The sequence below is a fragment of the Streptomyces meridianus genome, assembly GCF_023703325.1.
Lineage (GTDB): Bacteria > Actinomycetota > Actinomycetes > Streptomycetales > Streptomycetaceae > Streptomyces > Streptomyces meridianus.
In genome coordinates this window covers 25,313-44,825 of sequence record NZ_JAMQGM010000026.1, presented here as the reverse complement: position 1 = coordinate 44,825, position 19,513 = coordinate 25,313, and the positions used below count along the sequence as shown (strand labels likewise).

15 protein-coding genes are annotated in these 19,513 nt (G+C 70.7%); 9 read left to right on the top strand and 6 right to left on the bottom strand.

The features are described from left to right. Positions 1–3 precede the first annotated feature (3 nt). Together M1E25_RS12295 and M1E25_RS12290 are read left to right on the top strand one after the other, a co-directional pair. Positions 4–543, top strand: coding sequence for a DUF6114 domain-containing protein (locus M1E25_RS12295; RefSeq protein WP_251414096.1), 540 nt, complete (start codon positions 4–6; stop codon positions 541–543). A gap of 73 nt (positions 544–616) precedes the next feature. Continuing rightward, positions 617–1,702 carry a hydrogenase expression protein HypF gene (locus M1E25_RS12290; protein WP_251414093.1) on the top strand — a complete coding sequence of 362 codons (1,086 nt, stop codon included), beginning with the start codon at positions 617–619 and terminating at the stop codon, positions 1,700–1,702. Between the two features lie 84 nt (positions 1,703–1,786). Here the strand turns inward: M1E25_RS12290 and pyk are convergent, their stop codons facing one another. Genes pyk through pta form a run of 3 tightly spaced genes read right to left on the bottom strand, consistent with a single transcriptional unit; the run spans position 1,787 to position 6,553 of the window. Further along, positions 1,787–3,220, bottom strand: a complete 1,434-nt coding sequence (pyk, locus tag M1E25_RS12285) for a pyruvate kinase (RefSeq protein WP_251414083.1) — start codon at positions 3,218–3,220, stop codon at positions 1,787–1,789. A gap of 10 nt (positions 3,221–3,230) precedes the next feature. Continuing rightward, positions 3,231–4,442 carry an acetate kinase gene (locus tag M1E25_RS12280; protein WP_251414080.1) on the bottom strand — a complete coding sequence of 404 codons (1,212 nt, stop codon included), beginning with the start codon at positions 4,440–4,442 and terminating at the stop codon, positions 3,231–3,233. Continuing rightward, on the bottom strand, positions 4,439–6,553 hold the full coding sequence (pta, locus tag M1E25_RS12275) for a phosphate acetyltransferase (protein ID WP_251414078.1): 2,115 nt from the start codon (positions 6,551–6,553) through the stop codon (positions 4,439–4,441). The genes M1E25_RS12280 and pta overlap by 4 nt, the downstream gene beginning before the upstream one ends. 260 nt (positions 6,554–6,813) lie before the next feature. Here pta and M1E25_RS12270 point away from each other — a divergent pair, with 260 nt between their 5' ends. The 5 genes from M1E25_RS12270 to M1E25_RS12250 all read left to right on the top strand — a co-directional run bounded on the left by M1E25_RS12270 (position 6,814) and on the right by M1E25_RS12250 (position 10,417). Beyond that, on the top strand, positions 6,814–7,839 hold the full coding sequence (locus tag M1E25_RS12270; protein ID WP_251414076.1) for an ATP-dependent 6-phosphofructokinase: 1,026 nt from the start codon (positions 6,814–6,816) through the stop codon (positions 7,837–7,839). Positions 7,840–8,194: 355 nt separating this feature from the next. After that, the gene (locus M1E25_RS12265; protein ID WP_251414074.1) at positions 8,195–8,458 is read left to right on the top strand and encodes a hypothetical protein; all 264 of its coding nucleotides are present in this window, start codon (positions 8,195–8,197) and stop codon (positions 8,456–8,458) included. A 219-nt stretch (positions 8,459–8,677) separates the two neighbouring features. Continuing rightward, entirely contained in the window at positions 8,678–9,061 is a 384-nt protein-coding gene (locus tag M1E25_RS12260; protein ID WP_251414072.1) for a hypothetical protein, read from the top strand. A gap of 440 nt (positions 9,062–9,501) precedes the next feature. Beyond that, on the top strand, positions 9,502–9,768 hold the full coding sequence (locus tag M1E25_RS25905) for an IPT/TIG domain-containing protein (RefSeq protein ID WP_372500674.1): 267 nt from the start codon (positions 9,502–9,504) through the stop codon (positions 9,766–9,768). Further along, a complete protein-coding gene (locus M1E25_RS12250) occupies positions 9,692–10,417 on the top strand; it encodes an IPT/TIG domain-containing protein (RefSeq protein WP_251414070.1) in 726 nt (241 codons plus the stop codon). Before M1E25_RS25905 ends, M1E25_RS12250 begins: the two co-directional genes overlap by 77 nt. A 249-nt stretch (positions 10,418–10,666) precedes the next feature. Here the strand turns inward: M1E25_RS12250 and M1E25_RS12240 are convergent, their stop codons facing one another. Both M1E25_RS12240 and M1E25_RS12235 read right to left on the bottom strand, forming a co-directional pair. Continuing rightward, positions 10,667–11,308 (bottom strand): response regulator, encoded by a 642-nt coding sequence (locus M1E25_RS12240; protein WP_251414328.1) that lies wholly within the window; start codon positions 11,306–11,308, stop codon positions 10,667–10,669. 74 nt (positions 11,309–11,382) lie between these two features. Continuing rightward, complete coding sequence (locus M1E25_RS12235; protein ID WP_251414068.1) at positions 11,383–13,098, bottom strand: sensor histidine kinase; 1,716 nt, start codon at positions 13,096–13,098, stop codon at positions 11,383–11,385. A 161-nt stretch (positions 13,099–13,259) separates the two neighbouring features. On the opposite strand from M1E25_RS12235, the gene M1E25_RS12230 reads away from it, so the two are divergent. After that, entirely contained in the window at positions 13,260–14,678 is a 1,419-nt protein-coding gene (locus M1E25_RS12230; RefSeq protein ID WP_251414065.1) for a cation:dicarboxylate symporter family transporter, read from the top strand. 170 nt (positions 14,679–14,848) lie between these two features. Then, positions 14,849–17,080 carry a HelD family protein gene (locus M1E25_RS12225; RefSeq protein WP_251414062.1) on the top strand — a complete coding sequence of 744 codons (2,232 nt, stop codon included), beginning with the start codon at positions 14,849–14,851 and terminating at the stop codon, positions 17,078–17,080. Between the two features lie 118 nt (positions 17,081–17,198). Here the strand turns inward: M1E25_RS12225 and glgB are convergent, their stop codons facing one another. After that, complete coding sequence (gene glgB / locus M1E25_RS12220; RefSeq protein ID WP_251414325.1) at positions 17,199–19,418, bottom strand: 1,4-alpha-glucan branching enzyme; 2,220 nt, start codon at positions 19,416–19,418, stop codon at positions 17,199–17,201. Positions 19,419–19,513: the final 95 nt, after the last annotated feature.

Sequence of the window (19,513 nt, the reverse complement as noted above, 5' to 3'; positions counted from 1 at the left end):
TCCATGAATGCCGAGTCGCCGGAGGCGCAGGGCCGGGTCGGTCAGTGGCGCCAGTCCTTCCGGAAGTGGCGCTGGGAGCGCCCCTACTGGGCGGGACAGCTGACGCTTCTGGCCGGGCTGCCGATCGCGTACCTCCCCTACGCCAACCTCACCGTGGGTCAGCTGACCCTGCGGATGGCCACCACTGCCGGAGCGGGTTCGCTGATCATCGGCGTGCTGCTGATGACCCTCGGGCTGACCATGTGGTATCAGCAGGCGGTCCGCGTCTTCGCGGGCGTCGCCTCGATCCTGCTGGCTCTGGTTGCTCTGGTCGTCTCCAACTTCGGAGGCTTCATGGTGGGCTTCCTCCTCGCACTCATCGGCGGAGGTCTGGCCCTGTCCTGGGCTCCCGACGCGAAACCGGTGGACACGAGCGTGAGCAACGACTCCACCGAGGATGTGCTTCGGGAGTCCGACGATGACCGTCAGACCGCCGCAAAGCCGGACTTCTTCGACGGCTTCGCGGCCAACCGAGCCACGAATGGGAGGCACCGTGCTGGGTGATGAGGCTCAGCTCGAGGGCGAGAGCCAGCGCCGCGCAAGAGGCGGGCCGCGTCACGCGGCTCCGAGAAGGTCGATGCTGACCCGTCTGCAGATGCCTGCGGGCAAGGCCGTGGCCCTCGCGGCCATGCCGACGGCCATGCTCATGGGCATGGGTCTCACTCCTCAGTTGGCACAGGCCGACACGCAGTCCAAGAACGGCTTCAAGCCGGGCCCCTGTGTGTCGCAGCCCGACGAGGCCGACGAAGCCGACGCCAAGGCCAAGGCCAAGGAGAAGGCCGAGGAGGAGAAGAAGGCCGAGGAGTCGGCCACCGACAAGGACGCGGAGCCGAAGCCGTCGGCGTCCGCGGACAAGTCCTCTGCGGACACGCAGGACGACTCCGCCGAGGCCGAGGCCCCGAGCTCGTCGGACAGTGATTCCGACGCGATCGACCCCCTGGGGGTCGGGAGCCTGCTCGGTGGTGTTCTGGGCGGCGGCGAGAAGGAGTCCGAGGCGCCGGAGCCCGAGCCGGAGCCCAAGGCGAGCGAGAGCACCAAGGACTCGGCAGCGGACAGTGTCACCGACACGGTGGGCAAGGTGACCGGATCGGTCTCCGACACCGTGAAGGAGACCACGGAGAAGGCCACCGACACGGTCGGCCGGACCACCGGAGGCGACGACGCCGGTGCAGAGGGCTATCCCTGCCCGGAGTTCGACGCCGACCTGTTCGACAACGCCGAGTACGAGGACACCTCGAGCCGCCTGCCCAACCAGCCGTGGCAGTTGGAGAGCAGCATGCTGTCCCTCCACGGACTGGACTTCAAGGGCATAGTGAAGGTCCGGACCCACGACGGCTCGCTGAAGAAGGTCCTCAAGTTCACGGCCAAGGGCGTGGACATCAAGGACCTGCACCAGATGGTCGAGGGCCCGGGCGGCACCACGATGCACGTGGAGGCCCGCAAGGGCAGCACCTCCACCATTCGTCAGGGCACCGTCACGATGTACACCGAGGAGCTCCGGGGCAACCTGTTCGGGATCATTCCGATCGTGTTCAGCCCCAAGATGCCTCCGCCGCTGAACATCAAGGAAGTGTTCTTCACCAACGCGAAGGTGAAGCAGGCCGGGCAGTTCGGTGGGGCTCTCACCGTGCCGGGCATCCACTCCTACGGTGCGCCGGGCTGATCGGACGCGTGATCAACGGCCGGTGGGCCGCCCCCGAGGACCGGGGGCGGCCCACCGGCCGTTGCGCTGTCCCTGCGCGGGGTGTCAGGAGCCCGAGCCCGCGGTGCCCAGGTGGTGGACCCGGACCATGTTGGTGGTGCCGGGGACGCCGGGGGGCGAACCCGCCGTGATGATCATGATGTCGTCCTCGTTGTAGCGGTTGAGTTTCAGCAGCTCGGCGTCCACCAGGTCGACCATGGCATCCGTGTTCTCCACGTGCGGCACGACGAACGTCTCCACGCCCCAGCTGAGCGCCAGCTGGTTGCGGGTCGAGGCGTCGGTGGTGAAGGCCAGGATGGGCTGCTGCGCCCGGTAACGGCACAGCCGGCGTGCGGTGTCACCGGACTTGGTGAACGCCACCAGCGACTTGGCCCCCAGGAAGTCGGCGATCTCGCAGGCGGCGCGCGCCACCGAACCGCCCTGCGTACGGGGCTTCTTGCCCGGGACCAGCGGCTGCAGACCGCGCGAGAGCAGCTCCTGCTCGGCGGCCTCGACGATGCGGGACATCGTCTTGACCGTCTCGATCGGGAACTTGCCGACCGAGGACTCGGCGGAGAGCATCACCGCGTCCGTGCCGTCCAGGATGGCGTTCGCGACGTCGGATGCCTCCGCACGGGTGGGCCGCGAGGAGTTGATCATCGACTCCATCATCTGCGTGGCGACGATCACCGGCTTGGCGTTGCGCCGGCACATCTCGATGAGCCGCTTCTGGACCATCGGGACCTTCTCGAGCGGGTATTCCACCGCGAGGTCGCCGCGGGCCACCATGACGCCGTCGAATGCCGCCACGATCTCGTCGATGTTGGCCACCGCCTGCGGCTTCTCGACCTTGGCGATGACCGGGACCCGGTGGCCCACCTCATCCATGATCCGGTGCACGTCGCGGACGTCCGCGGCGTCCCGCACGAAGGACAGCGCGACCATGTCGCAGCCCAGCCCCAGGGCGAAGCGCAGGTCGTCGATGTCCTTCTCGGACAGCGCCGGCACGTTCACGGCCACACCCGGGAGGTTGATCCCCTTGTGGTCGGAGATCACGCCGCCCTCGATGACGATGCAGCGCACCCGGGGCCCGTCGACCTCGACGACCTGGAGCGCCACGGCTCCGTCATTGATGAGGATGCTCTCGCCCTTGGACACGTCGCGCGGCAGGCCCTTGTACGTGGTGCCGCAGATGGTGCGGTCGCCGGGGACGTCCTCCGTGGTGATGGTGAACTCGTCGCCGCGCACCAGCTCCACCGGGCCCTCGGCGAAGGTCTCCAGCCGGATCTTCGGCCCCTGGAGGTCGACCAGGACACCGACGGCGCGTCCGGTCTCCTCGGAGGCCTTGCGGACGCGGTGGTACCGCTCTTCGTGCTCGGGGTGGGACCCGTGGCTCATGTTGAAGCGGGCCACGTTCATACCGGCCTCGATCAGCGACTTCAGTTGGTCGTAGGTGTCGACGGCGGGGCCCAGGGTGCAGACGATTTTGGAACGGCGCATGGAAACGATCCTATCGATATTTGTTTCGGAGCGGAATATTCCAGTCGGAGGGTGCCTGGGCGGCATCGGTGACCAGGGCGTACGCCTGGTCGGCGATCTCCAGTTCCTCGTCGGTGGGGATCACGGCGACGGCGACGCGGCTGTTCCCGGAGGAGACGAGCCGCGACGCGGAACCGCGCACGGCGTTGCGGACCGGGTCGACCTCGACGCCGAGGCCCTCGAGTCCGCGCAGCGCCGCCTCGCGCACGGCGGCCGAGTTCTCGCCGACCCCGGCGGTGAAGGCGATCGCGTCCACCCGGCCGAGCACGGCCGTGTAAGCGCCCACGTACTTGCGCAGCCGGTGCACATAGACGTCGAAGGCGAGTTGTGCGGCGCGGTCGCCCTCGGCCATCCGCCGCCCGATCTCCCGCATGTCGTTGTCGCCGCACAGGCCGAGCAGTCCGCTGCGCTTGTTGAGCAGGGTGTCGATCTCGTCCGTGGACATCCCGCCCACCCGCGCCAGATGGAAGATCACGGCCGGGTCCAGGTCGCCGGACCGGGTGCCCATCACCAGGCCCTCGAGCGGGGTGAGACCCATGGACGTCTCCACGCAGACGCCGCCGCTGACGGCGGAAGCACTGGCCCCGTTGCCCAGGTGCAGCACGATGGTGTTCGTCTCGCCGGGTTCCCGCTCCAGCAGGCGCGCGGCGGCCCGGGAGACGTACGCGTGCGAGGTGCCGTGGAAGCCGTAGCGGCGCACCCCGTAGGCGTCCGCGGTGGCTGTGTCGATCGCGTAACGGGCTGCGTGTTCGGGCATCGTCGAGTGGAACGCGGTGTCGAACACGGCGACCTGCGGCAGGTCGGGACGCATCCGCCGGGCCACCTTGATGCCCGTGATGTTCGCGGGGTTGTGCAGCGGCGCGAGGGGCACCAGCTTCTCCACCTCCGCCACAACGTCGTCGGTGATCAGGGTCGGTTCGGTGAACCGGGTTCCGCCGTGCACCACCCGGTGGCCCACCGCAACGAGGGCGGGGGAGTCCAGTCCTGCTCCCTGCGCGGCCAGCTCGTCCGCGACGATCTTCAGCGCGGCGGCGTGGTCCGCCACCTCCCCCTCGCCGATCCGCTCGACGATGCCGGAGGCCGGACGGGACCCGTCGGCCATGTCGAGCAGCTGGTACTTCACCGACGAGGAGCCGGAGTTGAGGACGAGGACGCGGGTGGCCGCGGGGTCCGGGTCAGTCACGGGGTGGGTGCTTCCTGTGTCGGGGGCGGTGCGGCGCCGGGCCGCTCGCCCTGGGCCTGGATGGCCGTGATGGCCACGGTGTTGACGATGTCCTGGACCAGCGCGCCGCGGGACAGGTCGTTGACCGGCTTGCGCAGCCCCTGCAGTACGGGACCGACCGCGACCGCCCCCGCCGAACGCTGGACCGCCTTGTACGTGTTGTTGCCCGTGTTCAGGTCCGGGAAGACCAGCACGGTGGCATTGCCGGCCACCTGCGAGTCCGGGAGCTTTGTCGCGGCGACGGCGGCGTCCACGGCCGCGTCGTACTGGATGGGGCCCTCGACCAGCAAATCCGGGCGCCGTTCGCGTACCAGCGCGGTCGCCCGGCGCACCTTGTCGACGTCGGCGCCCGAACCGGAGGACCCGGTCGAGTAGGACAGCATCGCGATGCGCGGCTCCACCCCGAACTGGGCCGCCGTCGCCGCCGACTGGATGGCGATGTCGGCCAGTTGCTCGGCGTTCGGGTCCGGGTTGACCGCGCAGTCACCGTAGACCAGCACCCGGTCGGCGAGGCACATGAAGAACACCGAGCTGACGATCTCGGCCTCGGGCGAGGTCTTGATGATCTCGAACGCCGGGCGGATCGTCGCGGCCGTGGAGTGGACCGCACCCGAGACCATGCCGTCGGCCAGCCCCTCCTGGACCATGAGGGTGCCGAAGTACGACACGTCGGCCACCACGTCGTGGGCCAGTTCCACCGACATGCCCTTGTGGGCACGCAGCTTCGCGTAGAGCTCGGCGAAACGCTCCCGCAGCGGGGAGGCGACCGGATCGATGAGGTGGGCCCCTTCGAGCGAGATGCCGAGCTCCGCGGCCCGCTTGCGGACCACCTCCTCGTCGCCGAGCAGGGTGAGTTCGCAGACGTCGCGCCGCAGCAGGACGTCGGCGGCGCGCAGCACCCGCTCCTCCGAGCCCTCGGGGAGCACGACGCGGCGGCGTCCGGATCGCGAGCGTTCGATCAGCTCGTGCTCGAACATCATCGGCGTGACGCGGCCCGAGCGGGCGAGTGAGATGCGATGGGTGAGTTCGCCGGTGTCGACGTGGCGGTCGAACAGGCCGAGCGCGGTCTCCGCCTTGCGCGGCGACGTGGCGTTCAGCTTGCCCTCCAGGGCGAACAGCTCGCCGGCGGTGGGGAAGCTGCCGCCGGCGACCGAGACCACCGGGGTGCCCGGCGCGAGCCGGGAGGCGAGCGCCATGATGTCCGGCCCCGGTCGCTCGTCGAGGGTGAGGAGCACGCCCGCGATGGGCGGCGCGCCGGCGGTGTGCGCGGCGAGGGCGCCGATGATCAGGTCCGCGCGGTCCCCGGGCGTCACGACGAGACAGCCCTCGGTCAGCGCCGGCAGGAACGCCGGGAGCATCGCGCCGCCGAAGACGAAGTCCCGTACGTCCCGGGCCAGGCCGGAGGCGTCGCCGAGCAGCACGGTGGCCCCGAGCGCGGAGACGACCTGCTGCACGGTCGGGGCGGACAGCGATGCGTCCTCGGGCAGGACGTAGCAGGGGACCGGGAGCCGCTGCGACAGCCAGTCCTCCGCACCGGACCGTTCGCCGGGGTCGACCCGGTTGACGATCACGGCGATCACGTCGCAGCCCAGGGCGGCGTAGGCGCTGTAGGCGTTGCGGACCTCGGCGCGCACCGACTCCCCGGACTGCTTCTGCCCGCCGACGACCGGCAGCACGGACGCGCCGAACTCGTTCGCCAGGCGCCCGTTGAGACTGATCTCGGCGGGGAGGCTGGTGTCCGCGAAGTCGCTGCCGAGGACCAGCACGAACTCGTACTCGCGGGCCACCCGGTGAAAGCCCTCGACCAGCCGGGAGACGAGCTCGTCCTCGCCGCGCTCGGCCAGCATCGCGGCGGCCTCGTCGATGCGCATCCCGTACACGGTCTCCGGGGACTGGGTGAGCCGGTAGCGGGCCCGGAGCAGGTCGGCCATGTGGTCCCGGCCCCGGTGGGCGAGCGGGCGGTACACCCCGACCCGGTCGACATGCCTGGTCAGGAGTTCCATGACGCCCAGCTCGACGACCTGGCGTCCGTCCCCCCGCTCGATCCCGGTCACGTACACGCTGTGCGTCACCCGTGCTCCTTCGCTCCTCGGCCGGCGTCCGTCCCGTTCCCCGTTCGGTTGCAGCCGCTCGGACGGGTACCCGGTGGCGTTTTCCGAACACATTCGGGCGCAATGGGCCTGACCCCTTGACATTACCTGCCGTGATGGGTAAGGCGCCCGCGCTGGGGTGGCCGACGGGGAGGCGGGGCGGTCGTGAAAGAATCGAACTGGCTCACCTCTACCTCCCGTGTGCTCAACGCGGGGAAAACACGAGCAGGAGACACAGCACGATGCGCATCGGAGTCCTCACCGCAGGCGGCGACTGCCCGGGTCTCAACGCTGTCATCCGGTCCGTCGTTCACCGGGCGCTGGTCGGCCACGGCGACGAGGTCATCGGGTTCGAGGACGGCTTCCGGGGCCTCCTCGAGCGCCGGTACCGGAAGCTGGACCTCGACTCGGTCAGCGGCATCCTCGCCCGCGGCGGCACGATCCTCGGCTCGTCCCGGCTGGAGCGGGCGCGGCTGTCCGAGGCCACCGACAACGCCGAGGAGCTCAGCCGGGAGCTGGGCCTGGACGCGCTCGTCCCGATCGGCGGCGAAGGCACCCTCACGGCCGCCCGGATGCTGTCCGACGCCGGGATGCCGGTCGTGGGAGTCCCGAAGACCATTGACAACGACATCTCCTCCACCGACCGCACCTTCGGCTTCGACACCGCGGTCGGCGTCGCGACCGAGGCCATCGACCGGCTCAAGACCACCGCGGAGTCGCACCAGCGGGTCATGGTCGTCGAGGTCATGGGCCGGCACGCGGGCTGGATCGCGCTGGAGTCGGGCATGGCCGGCGGCGCGCACGGGATCTGCCTGCCGGAACGGGAGTTCCAGGTGGACGACCTGTGCCGGATGGTCGAGGAGCGCTTCGCCCGCGGCAAGAAGTTCGCCGTGGTCTGTGTCGCAGAGGGTGCCCATCCGGCGCCCGGCTCGATGGACTACCAGAAGGGCGAGATCGACCCGTACGGACACGAGCGCTTCGCCGGCATCGGCAACCGCCTCGCCGTCGAACTCGAGCACCGGCTGGGCAAGGAGGCCCGGCCCGTCATCCTCGGCCACGTCCAGCGCGGCGGCACTCCGACCGCGTACGACCGCGTGCTGGCCACCCGCTTCGGCTGGCATGCCGTCGAGGCAGTGCACCGCGGCGAGTTCGGCATGATGACCGCCCTCCACGGGACCGACATCGACATGGTGCCGCTCGCCGAGGCCGTCACCGAACTCAAGCGGGTCCCGGAATCCCGCATGGACGAGGCCGAGTCCGTCTTCTGATCCGATCATCGCGGGCAGGGCGCCTCCCGGGTTCGGCAACGCGCCGGAGCCGGCCGGAGTCCCACCGGTGTCCACCCCGCCGCGGCTGCGTGTCGGCGGCGGGTTGCGTCAACATCGGCTGACGGCTGTGCAGTTGCCCGAACGAACATTCTCCGACAATACGACGTAGAGCAACTGTGGTTTCCCGCCGACGGGTTGAATTGCGCTTTCCGTTTTCCGAAGCGATTGAGCCGACGGGGTGGAATTGTGGAACTGCGCCGCCACGCCCCGCGTATGCGCCCTGAATTCCCGCGTCTCGGCGGCATACTCGCGGTGTTCTCCCATCCGGGGGAGAATGGAGATTGGAGAAGAACACATGCGTACTTCCCTGAAGCTCTCGGTCATCGCCATCGCGGCTGCTTCCGTGATCGGCGGCTCGGCTGCCGCGGCCACCGCTTCCGAGCGCTCCTACGAGCGTTCCAACGACCAGACCAACGTCTGTGGCAACAGCGCGCAGGAGGCCCGTGCCAGCCGCGGCGGCGAGAACGACCAGAGCTACCGCGCCGCGGTCCTCTGCCAGAGCGGCAAGGTGAACCGTTACGTCTCGGTCGTCTGGGCCCCGCAGTGGTCGTTGATGTGAGAATTCTGACCCGATGAAAAACGGAGGGGCGCACCGCGACGGTGCGCCCCTCCATTTTTCATTCCCGGTGAGAATGGCCGGATTGACCGTGCCGGTCTCCCGGAAATTTCCCGGCAGCCAGACGGGTGATGGACGGTGACTCCATGCCCTTGACGCCCGTTGACCGTGTGTCGCCCGTCTTGCAGGGGCGGATGCCAACGTGACAAGAGGAGTTCAGGCATGAAGGCTGTCAAGAGGATCGTCGTTGTCGGGGCCACGGCGGGGCTGATCCTGGCCGGTGCCGGTGCTGCAGCTGCCAACGACGGCCACAGCCACGGTAAGTGGGAGAAGAAGCACAGCAAGCACGACAAGAACCACCACAAGTACGGCAAGAAGCACGGCAAGAAGCACGGCAAGCACGGTGACACTCTCGTGTTCGTCAACAAGAACACGGGCGCTCAGGGGATCACCTCCCGCAACTCCGGCCTCGGTGCCGGTGACGTGATCCAGGCCGACCTCATCGAGCTCAACCACTTCCAGTTCTGCAACAACAGCGGCGGCATCCTGGCCGCCCAGAACGCGTCGATCAACAACAGCTGCGCGAACGCCCCGCAGATCGACTGATCCCCGCGTCGAATGCAGGGGTCGTGCAGAAACGCCTCTGCTGTAGCGACCCGAGCCCCTGGCCCCGCGCCAGGGGCTCGGTCCGTCTGCGAAGCCCGTTCGGCGAGCCGTGAAGCCGGAGCCTGCTGTCGGCGGACTCCGCTCCTGCGCCGAACCGGGCCGTGCCCGTCGCGCGCGTGGTTCCCCGAAAAGCACACAAGCGCCAGGAGTGAGCCCTCGTTTCACCTCTGGGCGCTCCGCCGAACGAGTTGATCCGTCCTCCGAATCCTTGTCGCGGCTTTCGTCCCGGTGGGTTATGCGAGAGCCCCGGCCGGTACACGTGCGGTCCGCCGCAGCCGAGCCGGGCCCATCGGTGCACGAGCGGCCCCGCGGCCGCCCCGCGATCGGCAGCAGCCGGGGTGTCACGGTGCCGTCGTGCACTCCGAGCGAGGAGGAACCTCATGCCCATATCCCTGAGTCAGGGGTCAACCGGTGGGGGCACGCTGGTGACCATCACCGGGACCAACCTCTCCGGTACGACGGCGGTCCGTTTCGGCACGAAACTCGCCACCGACGTCACCAACGTGTCGCACCTATGTCGGGGCGCCGACGGCTCCCGTCCTGTCGTCGGCGGATCCGGCACAGGGGCCCGTGGCCGGCGGGAACACCGTTGTCCTGACCGGGAGCGGATTCCCGGGCACGACCGTCGTGCTGTTCGGGGGCAATGACGCCACGAGCTTCACCGTGGACTCCCCGACCCGGATCACGTCGGTGGCGCCGGCGGGGCCGGCCGGGGCCGCGGCGGTCAGGGTCGTCACGCCCGGCGGGGTCAGTGATCCGGTCACCTACTTCTACACGACGGCTCCGGTGCTGTCCTCGGTCGCGCCGAGCCGGGGACCGGTGGCCGGGAGCGCCACCGTGGTGCTGACCGGGACGGGTCTGACCGTGGTCCAGTCCGTGCTGTTCGGGAACACCGCAGCCACGGGCCTCGCGGTGGAGTCCTCCACCCGGATGACGGCGGTGACGCCGCCGGGGCCGCCCGGGGGCGGCACGGTGCAGGTCACCGCGGTCTCGCCGGCCGGAACCGGCGGCCCGGTCCCGTACACCTATGTGGCCGGGCCGGTGGTGACATCGGCGGTGCCGTCGCAGGGGCCGCTCCACGGAGGAACTCCCGTGACGCTGAAGGGCAGTGGCCTGACGACCACCACAGCCGTCCGGTTCGGGACCGAGCCGGCGGGGTTCACCGTGGAGTCCGACAGCAGCGTCGTGGCGACGGCGCCGCCCGGCGTGGCAGGTCCGGTGCCGGTCACCGTGTCCACACCAAGTGGTACGAGCGCCCCGGTGGTGTTCACGCGGGTCGCGCCCCCGAGCGTATGAGGTCCGGACTTCCCGGCGCCGGGCGGCAACAGCGCAGGCAGCGGCGTACGAGCGCGATGCGGTGGCACCGTACCCGGCACCGGCCCCGCCGTTCCCGGTTCAGCCGTTGACCGCGTTGCCCGGGGCGAAAGCGCCACCGAGGCGCCGGGACATGAGGGCGTACAGCAGCGTCACCGGCGTGGAGCAAAGGATCGAGAACAGCCGGTCAATCCCTGTGGAGAACCTGAACGGCGTTCGCCGACAACGTTGTTAAGGCGCCGTTCCGGGCTGCCTGCCGCCCCGGCGCCAGCGGTAGCACAGCTCCGGCCGCCCGACCTGCCCGTACTGGGGGCTGCGCTCCGCGCGGCCGGTGTCCACCAGGTGTTCCAGGTAGCGGCGGGCGGTGATCCGGGAAATCCCGGCCGCGGCACCCGCCTCACTGGCCGTCAGGCCCTCCCCGCGTGCGTCACGCAGCACCAGGGTCACCGCCTCGAGCGTCGGGGCGCTCAACCCCTTGGGCAGGGCTGCCGGCCGGGGAGCCCTCAGCGCGGAGAGCGCCCGGTCCACCTCGTCCTGCCCGCTGGCCTCGCCCGCCGTCGCACGGAAGTCGGCGTAACGCAGCAGCCGGTCCCGCAGGGTCGGGTAGGTGAACGGCTTGAGGACGTACTGGACGACGCCCAGCGACACCCCGTCGCGGACCATGGCCAGATCACGGGCGGAGGTCACGGCGATCACGTCGGCCGAGTTGCCGGCGGCCCGCAGGGACCGTACGAGCTGCAGTCCGTGCCCGTCCGGCAGGTACAGATCGAGCAGCAGCAGATCCACCGGCGCGCGCTCCAGCGCGCGTTTCGCCTCCGCACCGGAGTGAGCGGTGGCGGTGACGACGAAGCCGGGCACCCGCTCCACGTACATCCGGTGGGCGTCGGCGGCGACCGGGTCGTCCTCGACGACGAGAACCCTGATGCGGTTCGTGCCGTCGCCCGCGGTCACGCGGCGCCCCCCGGCGCCAGTGGCAGTCGCACGGTGAACTCGGCCCCGCCGTCGGCCGACTGCCCTATCCGGACCGTGCCGCCGTTGCGGCGCACGGCCTGGCTCACCAGCGCCAGCCCGAGCCCGCGGCCGGGCCCGGAATCGTCCGCGCCCGAGCCGTCGATGCCGGAACCGTCCGCGTCCGAGCCGCATCCGACGGCGGCCACGGCCTTCGTGGTCCAGCCGCGGCGGAACACCTCCTCGGCCGCGGACGGGTCGACGCCGGGTCCGTTGTCCCCGACGCGCAGGACCAGCTCCCCGCCGGCTGTCCTGGCGGTCACCGTCACCCGGGGGCGGGGGACCGGCGCATGCTCGCCGGCCGGCTCCGTACCGCGGTCGTCGCGGCGCCGGGCGTGGCCCACGGCCGCCTCCACCGCGTTGTCGGTCAGATTGCCCAGCACGGTCACCAGATCCTGCCCCGGCAGGGTGTCGGGCAGGACTCCGTCGTCGATCCGGCTCTCCGGGGACAGCACCAGCTCCGCTCCGCGCTCGCTCGCCTGTGCCGCCTTGCCCAGCAGCAGGGCGGCCAGCACCGGCTCGGCGACCGCCGCCACCACCTGGTCGGTCAGTGCCTGGGCCAGTTCCAGCTCGGAGGTCGCGAACTCCACCGCCTCGTCCGCCCTCCCGAGCTCGATCAGCGAGACCACGGTGTGCAGCCGGTTCGCGGCCTCGTGCGCCTGGGAGCGGAGTGCCTCGGTGAAGCCGCGAACCGAGTCCAGTTCGCCGGCCAGCGCCTGCAAAGCGGTGTGGTCGCGCAGGGTGACCACGGTGCCGGGCCGGTCGCCGCCGGACAGTGGGGAAGTGTTGAGCACCACCACGCGGTCGGCGGTTGCGTGCATCTCGTCAACCCGCGGGGCAGGGTCCAGCAGCGCCGCAATGAGCGGTGCGGGCTGCTCCAGCTCGGTCACCGGGCAGCCGACGGCGTCCTCGTCCAGGCCGAGCAGTTCCTTGCCGCCGTCGTTCACCAGCACGATCCGCCGCTGCCCGTCGAGCATCAGCAGTCCCTCGCGCACCGCGTGGAGCGCGGCCTCGTGGTAGACGCGCATCCGTCCCAGGTCGGTGGCGTTCATGCCACGGGTGTGGTGGCGCAGCCGGGCGTTGACCGCATAGGTACCGACGCCGCCCACGGTGAGGGCACAGAGCGCGACCAGAACGAGCCCGACGACCTGCCCCCGCACCTGCGCGCTGATCCGGTCGACGGTGATACCCGCGCTCACCAGGGCCACGATCCGCCCGCGGTCGCGTACCGGGGTGACGACGCGCACCGACGGGCCGAGCGTCCCCGTGTAGGTCTCGGTGAAGGTGCGGCCGCGCTGCGCGGGGCCGGTGTGCCCGACGAACTCCTCCCCGATCCGCTCGGGATCGGGGTGCGTCCAGCGCATCCGGTCCGGGCTCATGATCGTGACGAACGCGACCCCGGTGTCCCGGCGAACCCGCTCGGCGTACGGCTGGAGCCGGGCGGAGGGATCGGCCGAGCGGACCGCGGCGACGACGGAGGGCGACACGGCGACCGAGCGGGCCGTTGCGGTGGCCTGGCGCCGGGCCGAGTCCTCCGCCTGCCGGCGGTCGGTGACGTGGGCGAACAGCGCGCATCCGATCACCACGAAGGTCACCAGCACCACCTGGATGGCGAAGAGCTGACCCGCCAGGCTGCGGGGACGGGGGCTGCGCATGGCGTCCAGTCTGCCTGGCTCGTCATGGATGGCCGAAAAGGACCTGTGAACGTAATGACCAGAAGGGTGACGGCGGTCACGCGGTAGTGCATATTCGCCGGGACGCAAACCAGGGATTACGCGCACGTGAGCCGCACGTCGTGCCAGGACAGGAGGCAGCAGTGGCTGCGCAGACCTCGCCCGCCGGGCAGGGGCCGGGAACGGCTCCGGAGCCGGCCCCGGCCAAGAAGCGGGACCGGACGCATTACCTCTATCTCGCCGTGATCGGCGCGGTGCTGCTCGGCATCGCGGTCGGTTTCGCCGCGCCCGGCTTCGCCGTGGAGCTGAAGCCGCTCGGCGAAGGGTTCGTGAACCTGATCAAGATGATGATCTCCCCGATCATCTTCTGCACGATCGTGCTCGGTGTGGGATCGGTCCGCAAGGCCGCCAAGGTCGGCGCCGTAGGTGGCCTCGCACTCGGCTACTTCATGGTCATGTCGACCGTCGCACTGGCCATCGGGCTGGTCGTCGGCAACATTCTCGAGCCCGGTTCCGGACTCCAGCTGACCGACGAGGTGCGCGGCGCCGGAGCGGCCGAGGCCAAGGGCGTCAGCGAGTCGACCGCCGACTTCCTGCTGGGAGTCATCCCGAAGACGCTGGTCTCGGCGTTCACCGAGGGCGAGGTGCTGCAGACGCTGCTCGTCGCGCTGCTCATCGGCTTCGCGCTGCAGGCCATGGGCCGTGCCGGGGAGCCCGTGCTGCGTGGCATCGAGCACATTCAGCGGCTGGTCTTCCGCGTTCTCGCCATGATCATGTGGGTGGCCCCGGTCGGCGCCTTCGGTGCCATGGCCGCCGTGGTCGGCGAGACGGGTCTCGACGCGCTCAAGTCGCTCGCCGTCATCATGATCGGCTTCTACATCACCTGTCTGCTGTTCGTGGTCGTGGTGCTGGGCGCCCTGCTGCGGGTGGTGGCCGGGGTGAACCTGTTCAGCCTGCTGAAGTACCTGGCCCGGGAGTTCCTGCTGATCGTGTCGACCTCGTCGTCCGAGTCGGCGCTGCCGCGCCTGATCGCGAAGATGGAGCACCTCGGCATCAGCAAGCCGGTCGTCGGAATCACCGTTCCGACGGGTTACTCCTTCAACCTCGACGGCACCGCGATCTACCTGACCATGGCCTCGCTGTTCGTGGCCGAGGCGATGGGCGACCCGCTGTCCATCGGTCAGCAGATCTCGCTGCTCGTGTTCATGATCGTCGCTTCGAAGGGCGCGGCGGGTGTCACCGGCGCCGGCCTGGCCACCCTTGCCGGCGGCCTCCAGTCGCACCGGCCCGAGCTGGTCGACGGCGTCGGCCTGATCGTCGGCATCGACCGCTTCATGAGCGAGGCCCGCGCCCTGACCAACTTCGCGGGCAACGCGGTGGCCACCGTGCTGGTCGGCACCTGGACCAAGGAGATCGACAAGGAGCGGGCCGCCGAGGTGCTGGCCGGCCGGATTCCCTTCGACGAGAGCTCCCTCCAGGACGACGCGAAGCAGTCGCCCTCCGACAGCGGCGTTCCGGAGCAGCGCACCGGCCACGGTGCGAAGGAGCCCTCCGGCGTCTGACCGGGACCCGGAACGCACGAGAAATCCCCCGGCTGTTTGACAGCCGGGGGATTTCTCTGCGTATATTCATTGTTTCGCGTCGTTTTGCATACGAGATTCGCGACGAACAATGAAGTCATTCTATCCGGGTGGGAGTTCACTTGTCAAAAGCGCCTGTATTCACGGATTCCATGGACGGAGAATTCCGTCGTGAGCAGGAATTCATCGACCGCGTCCACCGCCGGGTCGACGACCTCTGCGAGCGGACGCGGGAGTCGGTGGACGAGGCGCTGGCGCCGGTCGGCAACGGCCGTCAGGCCCTGCTGGAACGGGACGTGCGCGTCGCCGAATCGACCGGTCTGCTGGCCGCCCTCGAGGCTGTCGACGGCTCCCTCTGCTTCGGCCGCATCGACACCTCGGCCGGCCCCGTCCACCACATCGGAAGAATCGGCGTCCGGGACGACGACGCGGACGCCACCCCTCTCCTGATCGACTGGCGCGCCCCGGTAGCCCGTCCGTTCTATTCCGCCACCGGTCACACACCGCTGGGACTGCGCCGCCGACGCCACATCACCACCGAGGGACGCCGTGTCACCGCACTGAACGACGAGATCCTCGACCTCGCAGACCCCGCCCGGACCGGGCACGAGGACCCTTCCGGCGACGCCGTCCTGCTCGCCGCCCTCGACGAGGCCCGCACCGGCCGGATGCACGACATCGTCCGGACCATCCAGGCCGGGCAGGACCGTCTCATCCGCGCCCCGCACAGCGGCGTCCTCGTCGTCGAGGGCGGACCGGGCACCGGGAAGACCGCGGTGGCCCTGCACCGGGCCGCGTACCTGCTGTACGAGCACCGGGAGCTGCTTGCCCGCCGGGCCGTACTGATCGTCGGCCCCAACCCGGCGTTCCTGGGATACATCGCCGAGGTGCTGCCCTCGCTCGGCGAGGTGGGCGTCCTCGCCCTGACCCCGGGCGAGCTGTTTCCCGGCGCCCGCGCCACCGCGGAGGACTCTCCGCGCGCCGCCGCCGTCAAGGGCCGGGCGGAGATGGCCGACGTGCTCGCCGCCGTGGTGCGCGACCACCAGACGCTTCCCGACCCGGCGCTGACGATCGTCCACGACCGGGAGGCGCTGGTCCTCGATGCCGACCTGGTCCGCGTCTGCCGCGACCACGCCCGCGCGACCCGGCTGCCCCACAACGAGGCGCGCGAACACTTCGAAGGGCGCCTCCTCAACGTCCTCACCGACATGCTCGCCGAGCGCATCGGCACCGACCCCTTCGACGGCTCCCAGCTGCTCGACGCGAGCGACGTCACCTCCCTGCGCGACGAACTCGGAGCCAACCCCGAGGTGCACGGCGCCGTCGACCTGCTGTGGCCGCGTCTCACCCCGCAGCGTCTGGTCGCCGCCTTCCTGGCGGATCCGACCCACCTCGCCGAGGAGGACGCGGACGCAGTCCGCCGCTCCGGCCGCGCCTGGACCCCCGCCGACATCCCGCTGCTCGACGAGGCCGCCGAACTGCTCGGCCAGGACGACCGGGCAGCCCTCGCCGCCGCCGAGCGTGAGCGTCTGGAACGGGTCGCCTACGCCCAGGGCGTGCTGGACATCTCCTACGCCTCCCGGACCCAGGAGTTCGAGGACCGCGACGATGAGGACTCGGAAGTGCTGGGCGCGCACGACCTGGTCGACGCCGACCGGATGGCCGAGCGGCACGAGGAGGCCGATCACCGCACGGCCGCCGAACGGGCGGCCGGGGACCGTACCTGGGCCTTCGGCCACATCGTCGTGGACGAGGCACAGGAGCTCTCGCCGATGACGTGGCGGCTGCTGATGCGCCGCTGCCCGACCCGCTCGATGACCCTCGTCGGCGACCCCGCCCAGGCCGCCGAGCCGGGAGCGGCCGGGTCCTGGGAGATGATCCTCCGTCCGTACGTCGGAGACCGGTGGGAGCACAGCCGACTGGACGTCAACTACCGCACCCCGTCCGAGGTGATGGATCTGGCGACGGCCGTGATCCGTGCCGAGTGCCCGGACGTCGAGCCGCCGCGCTCGGTGCGCTCCACCGGGGAACACCCGCGCGCCCACGCGGCCGAGCCCGGTGGACTGGCCCACGCGGTCGCCGAGCGGGTCTCCGCCGAGACGCCCGACGAGGGCAGGCTGGCCGTGATCGCCCCGCGGGAGCTGCACCCCGACCTCGCCGCAGTCCTGCCGGACGTGCGGGCCGGTGCGGAACCCGACCTGAGCCGACCGGTGGTGCTGCTCGATTCTCGGCAGGCCAAGGGCCTGGAGTTCGACGTGGTGATCGTGGTCGAGCCGTCCCGCTACGGGACGGGCGACCTGTATGTGGCGCTGACCCGGGCCACCCGCCGGCTCGCCGTCGTGCACGCCGAACCACTGCCCGTCGCGCTGGCCGCGGGGCTGTGACCGAGGAGAGTCCTAGCCGCTGATGCTGTGCGCGGCTCCGGCTCCGGCGCACCGACCGCCCGGAGCGGACCCGGGCCGGGGAGCCGTCATGCTCGGGACAGCCGGCTGTCCGTCATGCTCAGGACGGCCGCAGCCAGACGGTCGCCAGGGGCGGCAGGACGACCGTGAGGCTCGCAGGCCGTCCGTGCCAGGGCTGGGGCTCCGCCTTCACCGGCCCCCGGTTGCCCACCCCGCTGCCGCCGTAGCCGGTCGCGTCCGTATTGAGCACCTCTTCCCAGCCCGCGTACTCCTCGGGCACCCCGAGCCGGTAGTCCGCGCGCGCGACGGGGGAGAAGTTGCTGACACACAGCATCGGCGAGCCGTCCGCGTCGTACCGCAGGAAGGCGAAGACGTTGTCCTCGGCCGCATCGGCCTCCACCCACGCGAACCCGCCCGGGTCGGTGTCCCGCTGCCACAGCGCGGGCGTCGCGGCATAGGTCCGGTTCAGTTCGCGGACGAGGTTCTGCACCCCGCGGTGGTCGCCCGCCGAATGGTGGGCGTCCTCCAGCAGCCACCACTCGGGCCCGTGCACCTCGGACCATTCGGATCCCTGTACGAACTCCTGTCCCATGAACAGCAGTTGCTTGCCTGGATGCGCCCACATGAAACCCAGGTACGCGCGGTGGGTCGCGCGCCGCTGCCACCAGTCGCCCGGCATCTTGGAGACCAGCGCACCCTTGCCGTGCACCACCTCGTCGTGGGAGATCGGCAGCACGTAGTTCTCGCTGTACGCGTAGACCATGGCGAACGTCATCTCGTGGTGGTGGAACCTCCGGTGCACCGGGTCCCTGGCCAGGTAGCCCAACGAGTCGTGCATCCAGCCCATGTTCCACTTCAGGCTGAAGCCGAGTCCGCCGACGCCCTGCGGCCCGACATGGTGAGTGGCGCGGGTGACGCCGTCCCAGGCCGTGGACTCCTCGGCGACGGTCACCACCCCCGGGCAGCGCCGGTGGACGGTGGCGTTCATCTCCTGGAGGAAGGCGACGGCGTCCGGGTTCTCCCGTCCGCCGTGCTCGTTGGGGCTCCACTCGCCGTCCTCGCGTGAGTAGTCGAGGTACAGCATCGAGGCGACGGCGTCGACGCGCAGCCCGTCGATGTGGAACTCCTCGCACCAGTAGACGGCATTCGCCACCAGGAAGTTGCGGACCTCCGTGCGGCCGTAGTCGAACTCCAGCGTGCCCCAGTCGGGGTGTTCCGCCCGCTGCGGGTCCGGATGCTCGTACAGCGGGGTGCCGTCGAACCGGGCGAGTGCCCAGTCGTCCTTGGGGAAGTGGGCCGGCACCCAGTCGAGGAGGACACCGATGCCCGCCCGGTGCAGCGCGTCGACCAGGAAGCGGAAGTCGTCCGGGGCGCCCAGCCGGGCGGTCGGCGCGTAGTACGAGGTCACCTGGTAGCCCCAGGAGCCGCCGTAGGGGTGCTCGGCCACCGGCATCAGCTCGACATGGGTGAAACCCAGGTCCCGGACGTACGCCGGCAGCTGCTCGGCGAGCTGCCGGTATGTCAGCCCGGGCCGCCAGGAGGGCAGATGGACCTCGTACACGGAGAACGGCGCCTCGTGGACGGCCGGTGCGCCGCGGTGCGCCATCCACTGCGCGTCCTGCCAGCGGTGGTGCGCCGCCGTCACCACCGACGCGGTGGCAGGCGGGCACTCGGTGGCGCGCGCCATCGGATCGGCGCGCAGGGTGCGGCTGCCGTCCGGGCCGGTGATCTCGAACTTGTAGCGGGCGCCCTGGCCGATCCCGGGCAGGAACAGCTCCCAGACGCCGGACCGGCCGAGCGAACGCAGCGGGAAGGCCGTGCCGTCCCAGTGGCAGAAGTCCCCGGCCACACGCACGCCGCGTGCGTTCGGGGCCCACACGGTGAACCGCGTGCCGGGGACGCCCTGGTGGGACATCGGGTGCGCGCCCAGCACCCGCCAGAGTTCCTCGTGACGGCCCTCACCGATCAGGTGCAGATCGAGTTCGCCCACCGCGGGCAGGAAGCGGTAGGGGTCCTCGACCTCGTACGTGTCGACCGGCTGTGCGCCGTCCGGAGTGCCGCGCCCCGCACCGTCCCCGCCGAACGGGTACGCCACCCGGAGCCGGTAGCCGGGAACGTTCTCGAGCGGGAGCAGCCCCGAGAAGAGGCCGTCGCCGTCCGGGTTCAGCTCGGTGCGCAGTTCCGGATCTCCGGCCACGACCGTGACGGACACCGCGAAGGGCCTCAGCACCCGGAAGCAGACACCGCCCTCGACCGGGTGTGCGCCGAGCAGGGCGTGCGGGTCGTGATGCGTACCGTCGAGCAGCCGGCGCCGGTCGATGGGGTCCGGCGGGGGCGCGGGGCGCGCGTGGTCGCCGCCGGGGTGCGGAGCCGCCCCCGGTCGGCCCACGGTGCCGGAAGCGGCGGGGGTTCTCC

Bases quoted from the DNA above. Each gene is read 5' to 3' on its own strand.
- M1E25_RS12235 (WP_251414068.1), bottom strand. From the start codon at position 13,098: ATGCGCAGCCCCCGTCCCCGCAGCCTGGCGGGTCAGCTCTTCGCCATC.
- pyk (WP_251414083.1), bottom strand. From the start codon at position 3,220: ATGCGCCGTTCCAAAATCGTCTGCACCCTGGGCCCCGCCGTCGACACC.
- M1E25_RS25905 (WP_372500674.1), top strand. From the start codon at position 9,502: ATGCCCATATCCCTGAGTCAGGGGTCAACCGGTGGGGGCACGCTGGTG.
- M1E25_RS12260 (WP_251414072.1), top strand. From the start codon at position 8,678: ATGAAGGCTGTCAAGAGGATCGTCGTTGTCGGGGCCACGGCGGGGCTG.
- M1E25_RS12295 (WP_251414096.1), top strand. From the start codon at position 4: ATGAATGCCGAGTCGCCGGAGGCGCAGGGCCGGGTCGGTCAGTGGCGC.
- M1E25_RS12290 (WP_251414093.1), top strand. From the start codon at position 617: ATGCTGACCCGTCTGCAGATGCCTGCGGGCAAGGCCGTGGCCCTCGCG.
- M1E25_RS12225 (WP_251414062.1), top strand. From the start codon at position 14,849: ATGGACGGAGAATTCCGTCGTGAGCAGGAATTCATCGACCGCGTCCAC.
- M1E25_RS12270 (WP_251414076.1), top strand. From the start codon at position 6,814: ATGCGCATCGGAGTCCTCACCGCAGGCGGCGACTGCCCGGGTCTCAAC.
- M1E25_RS12240 (WP_251414328.1), bottom strand. From the start codon at position 11,308: ATGTACGTGGAGCGGGTGCCCGGCTTCGTCGTCACCGCCACCGCTCAC.
- M1E25_RS12265 (WP_251414074.1), top strand. From the start codon at position 8,195: ATGCGTACTTCCCTGAAGCTCTCGGTCATCGCCATCGCGGCTGCTTCC.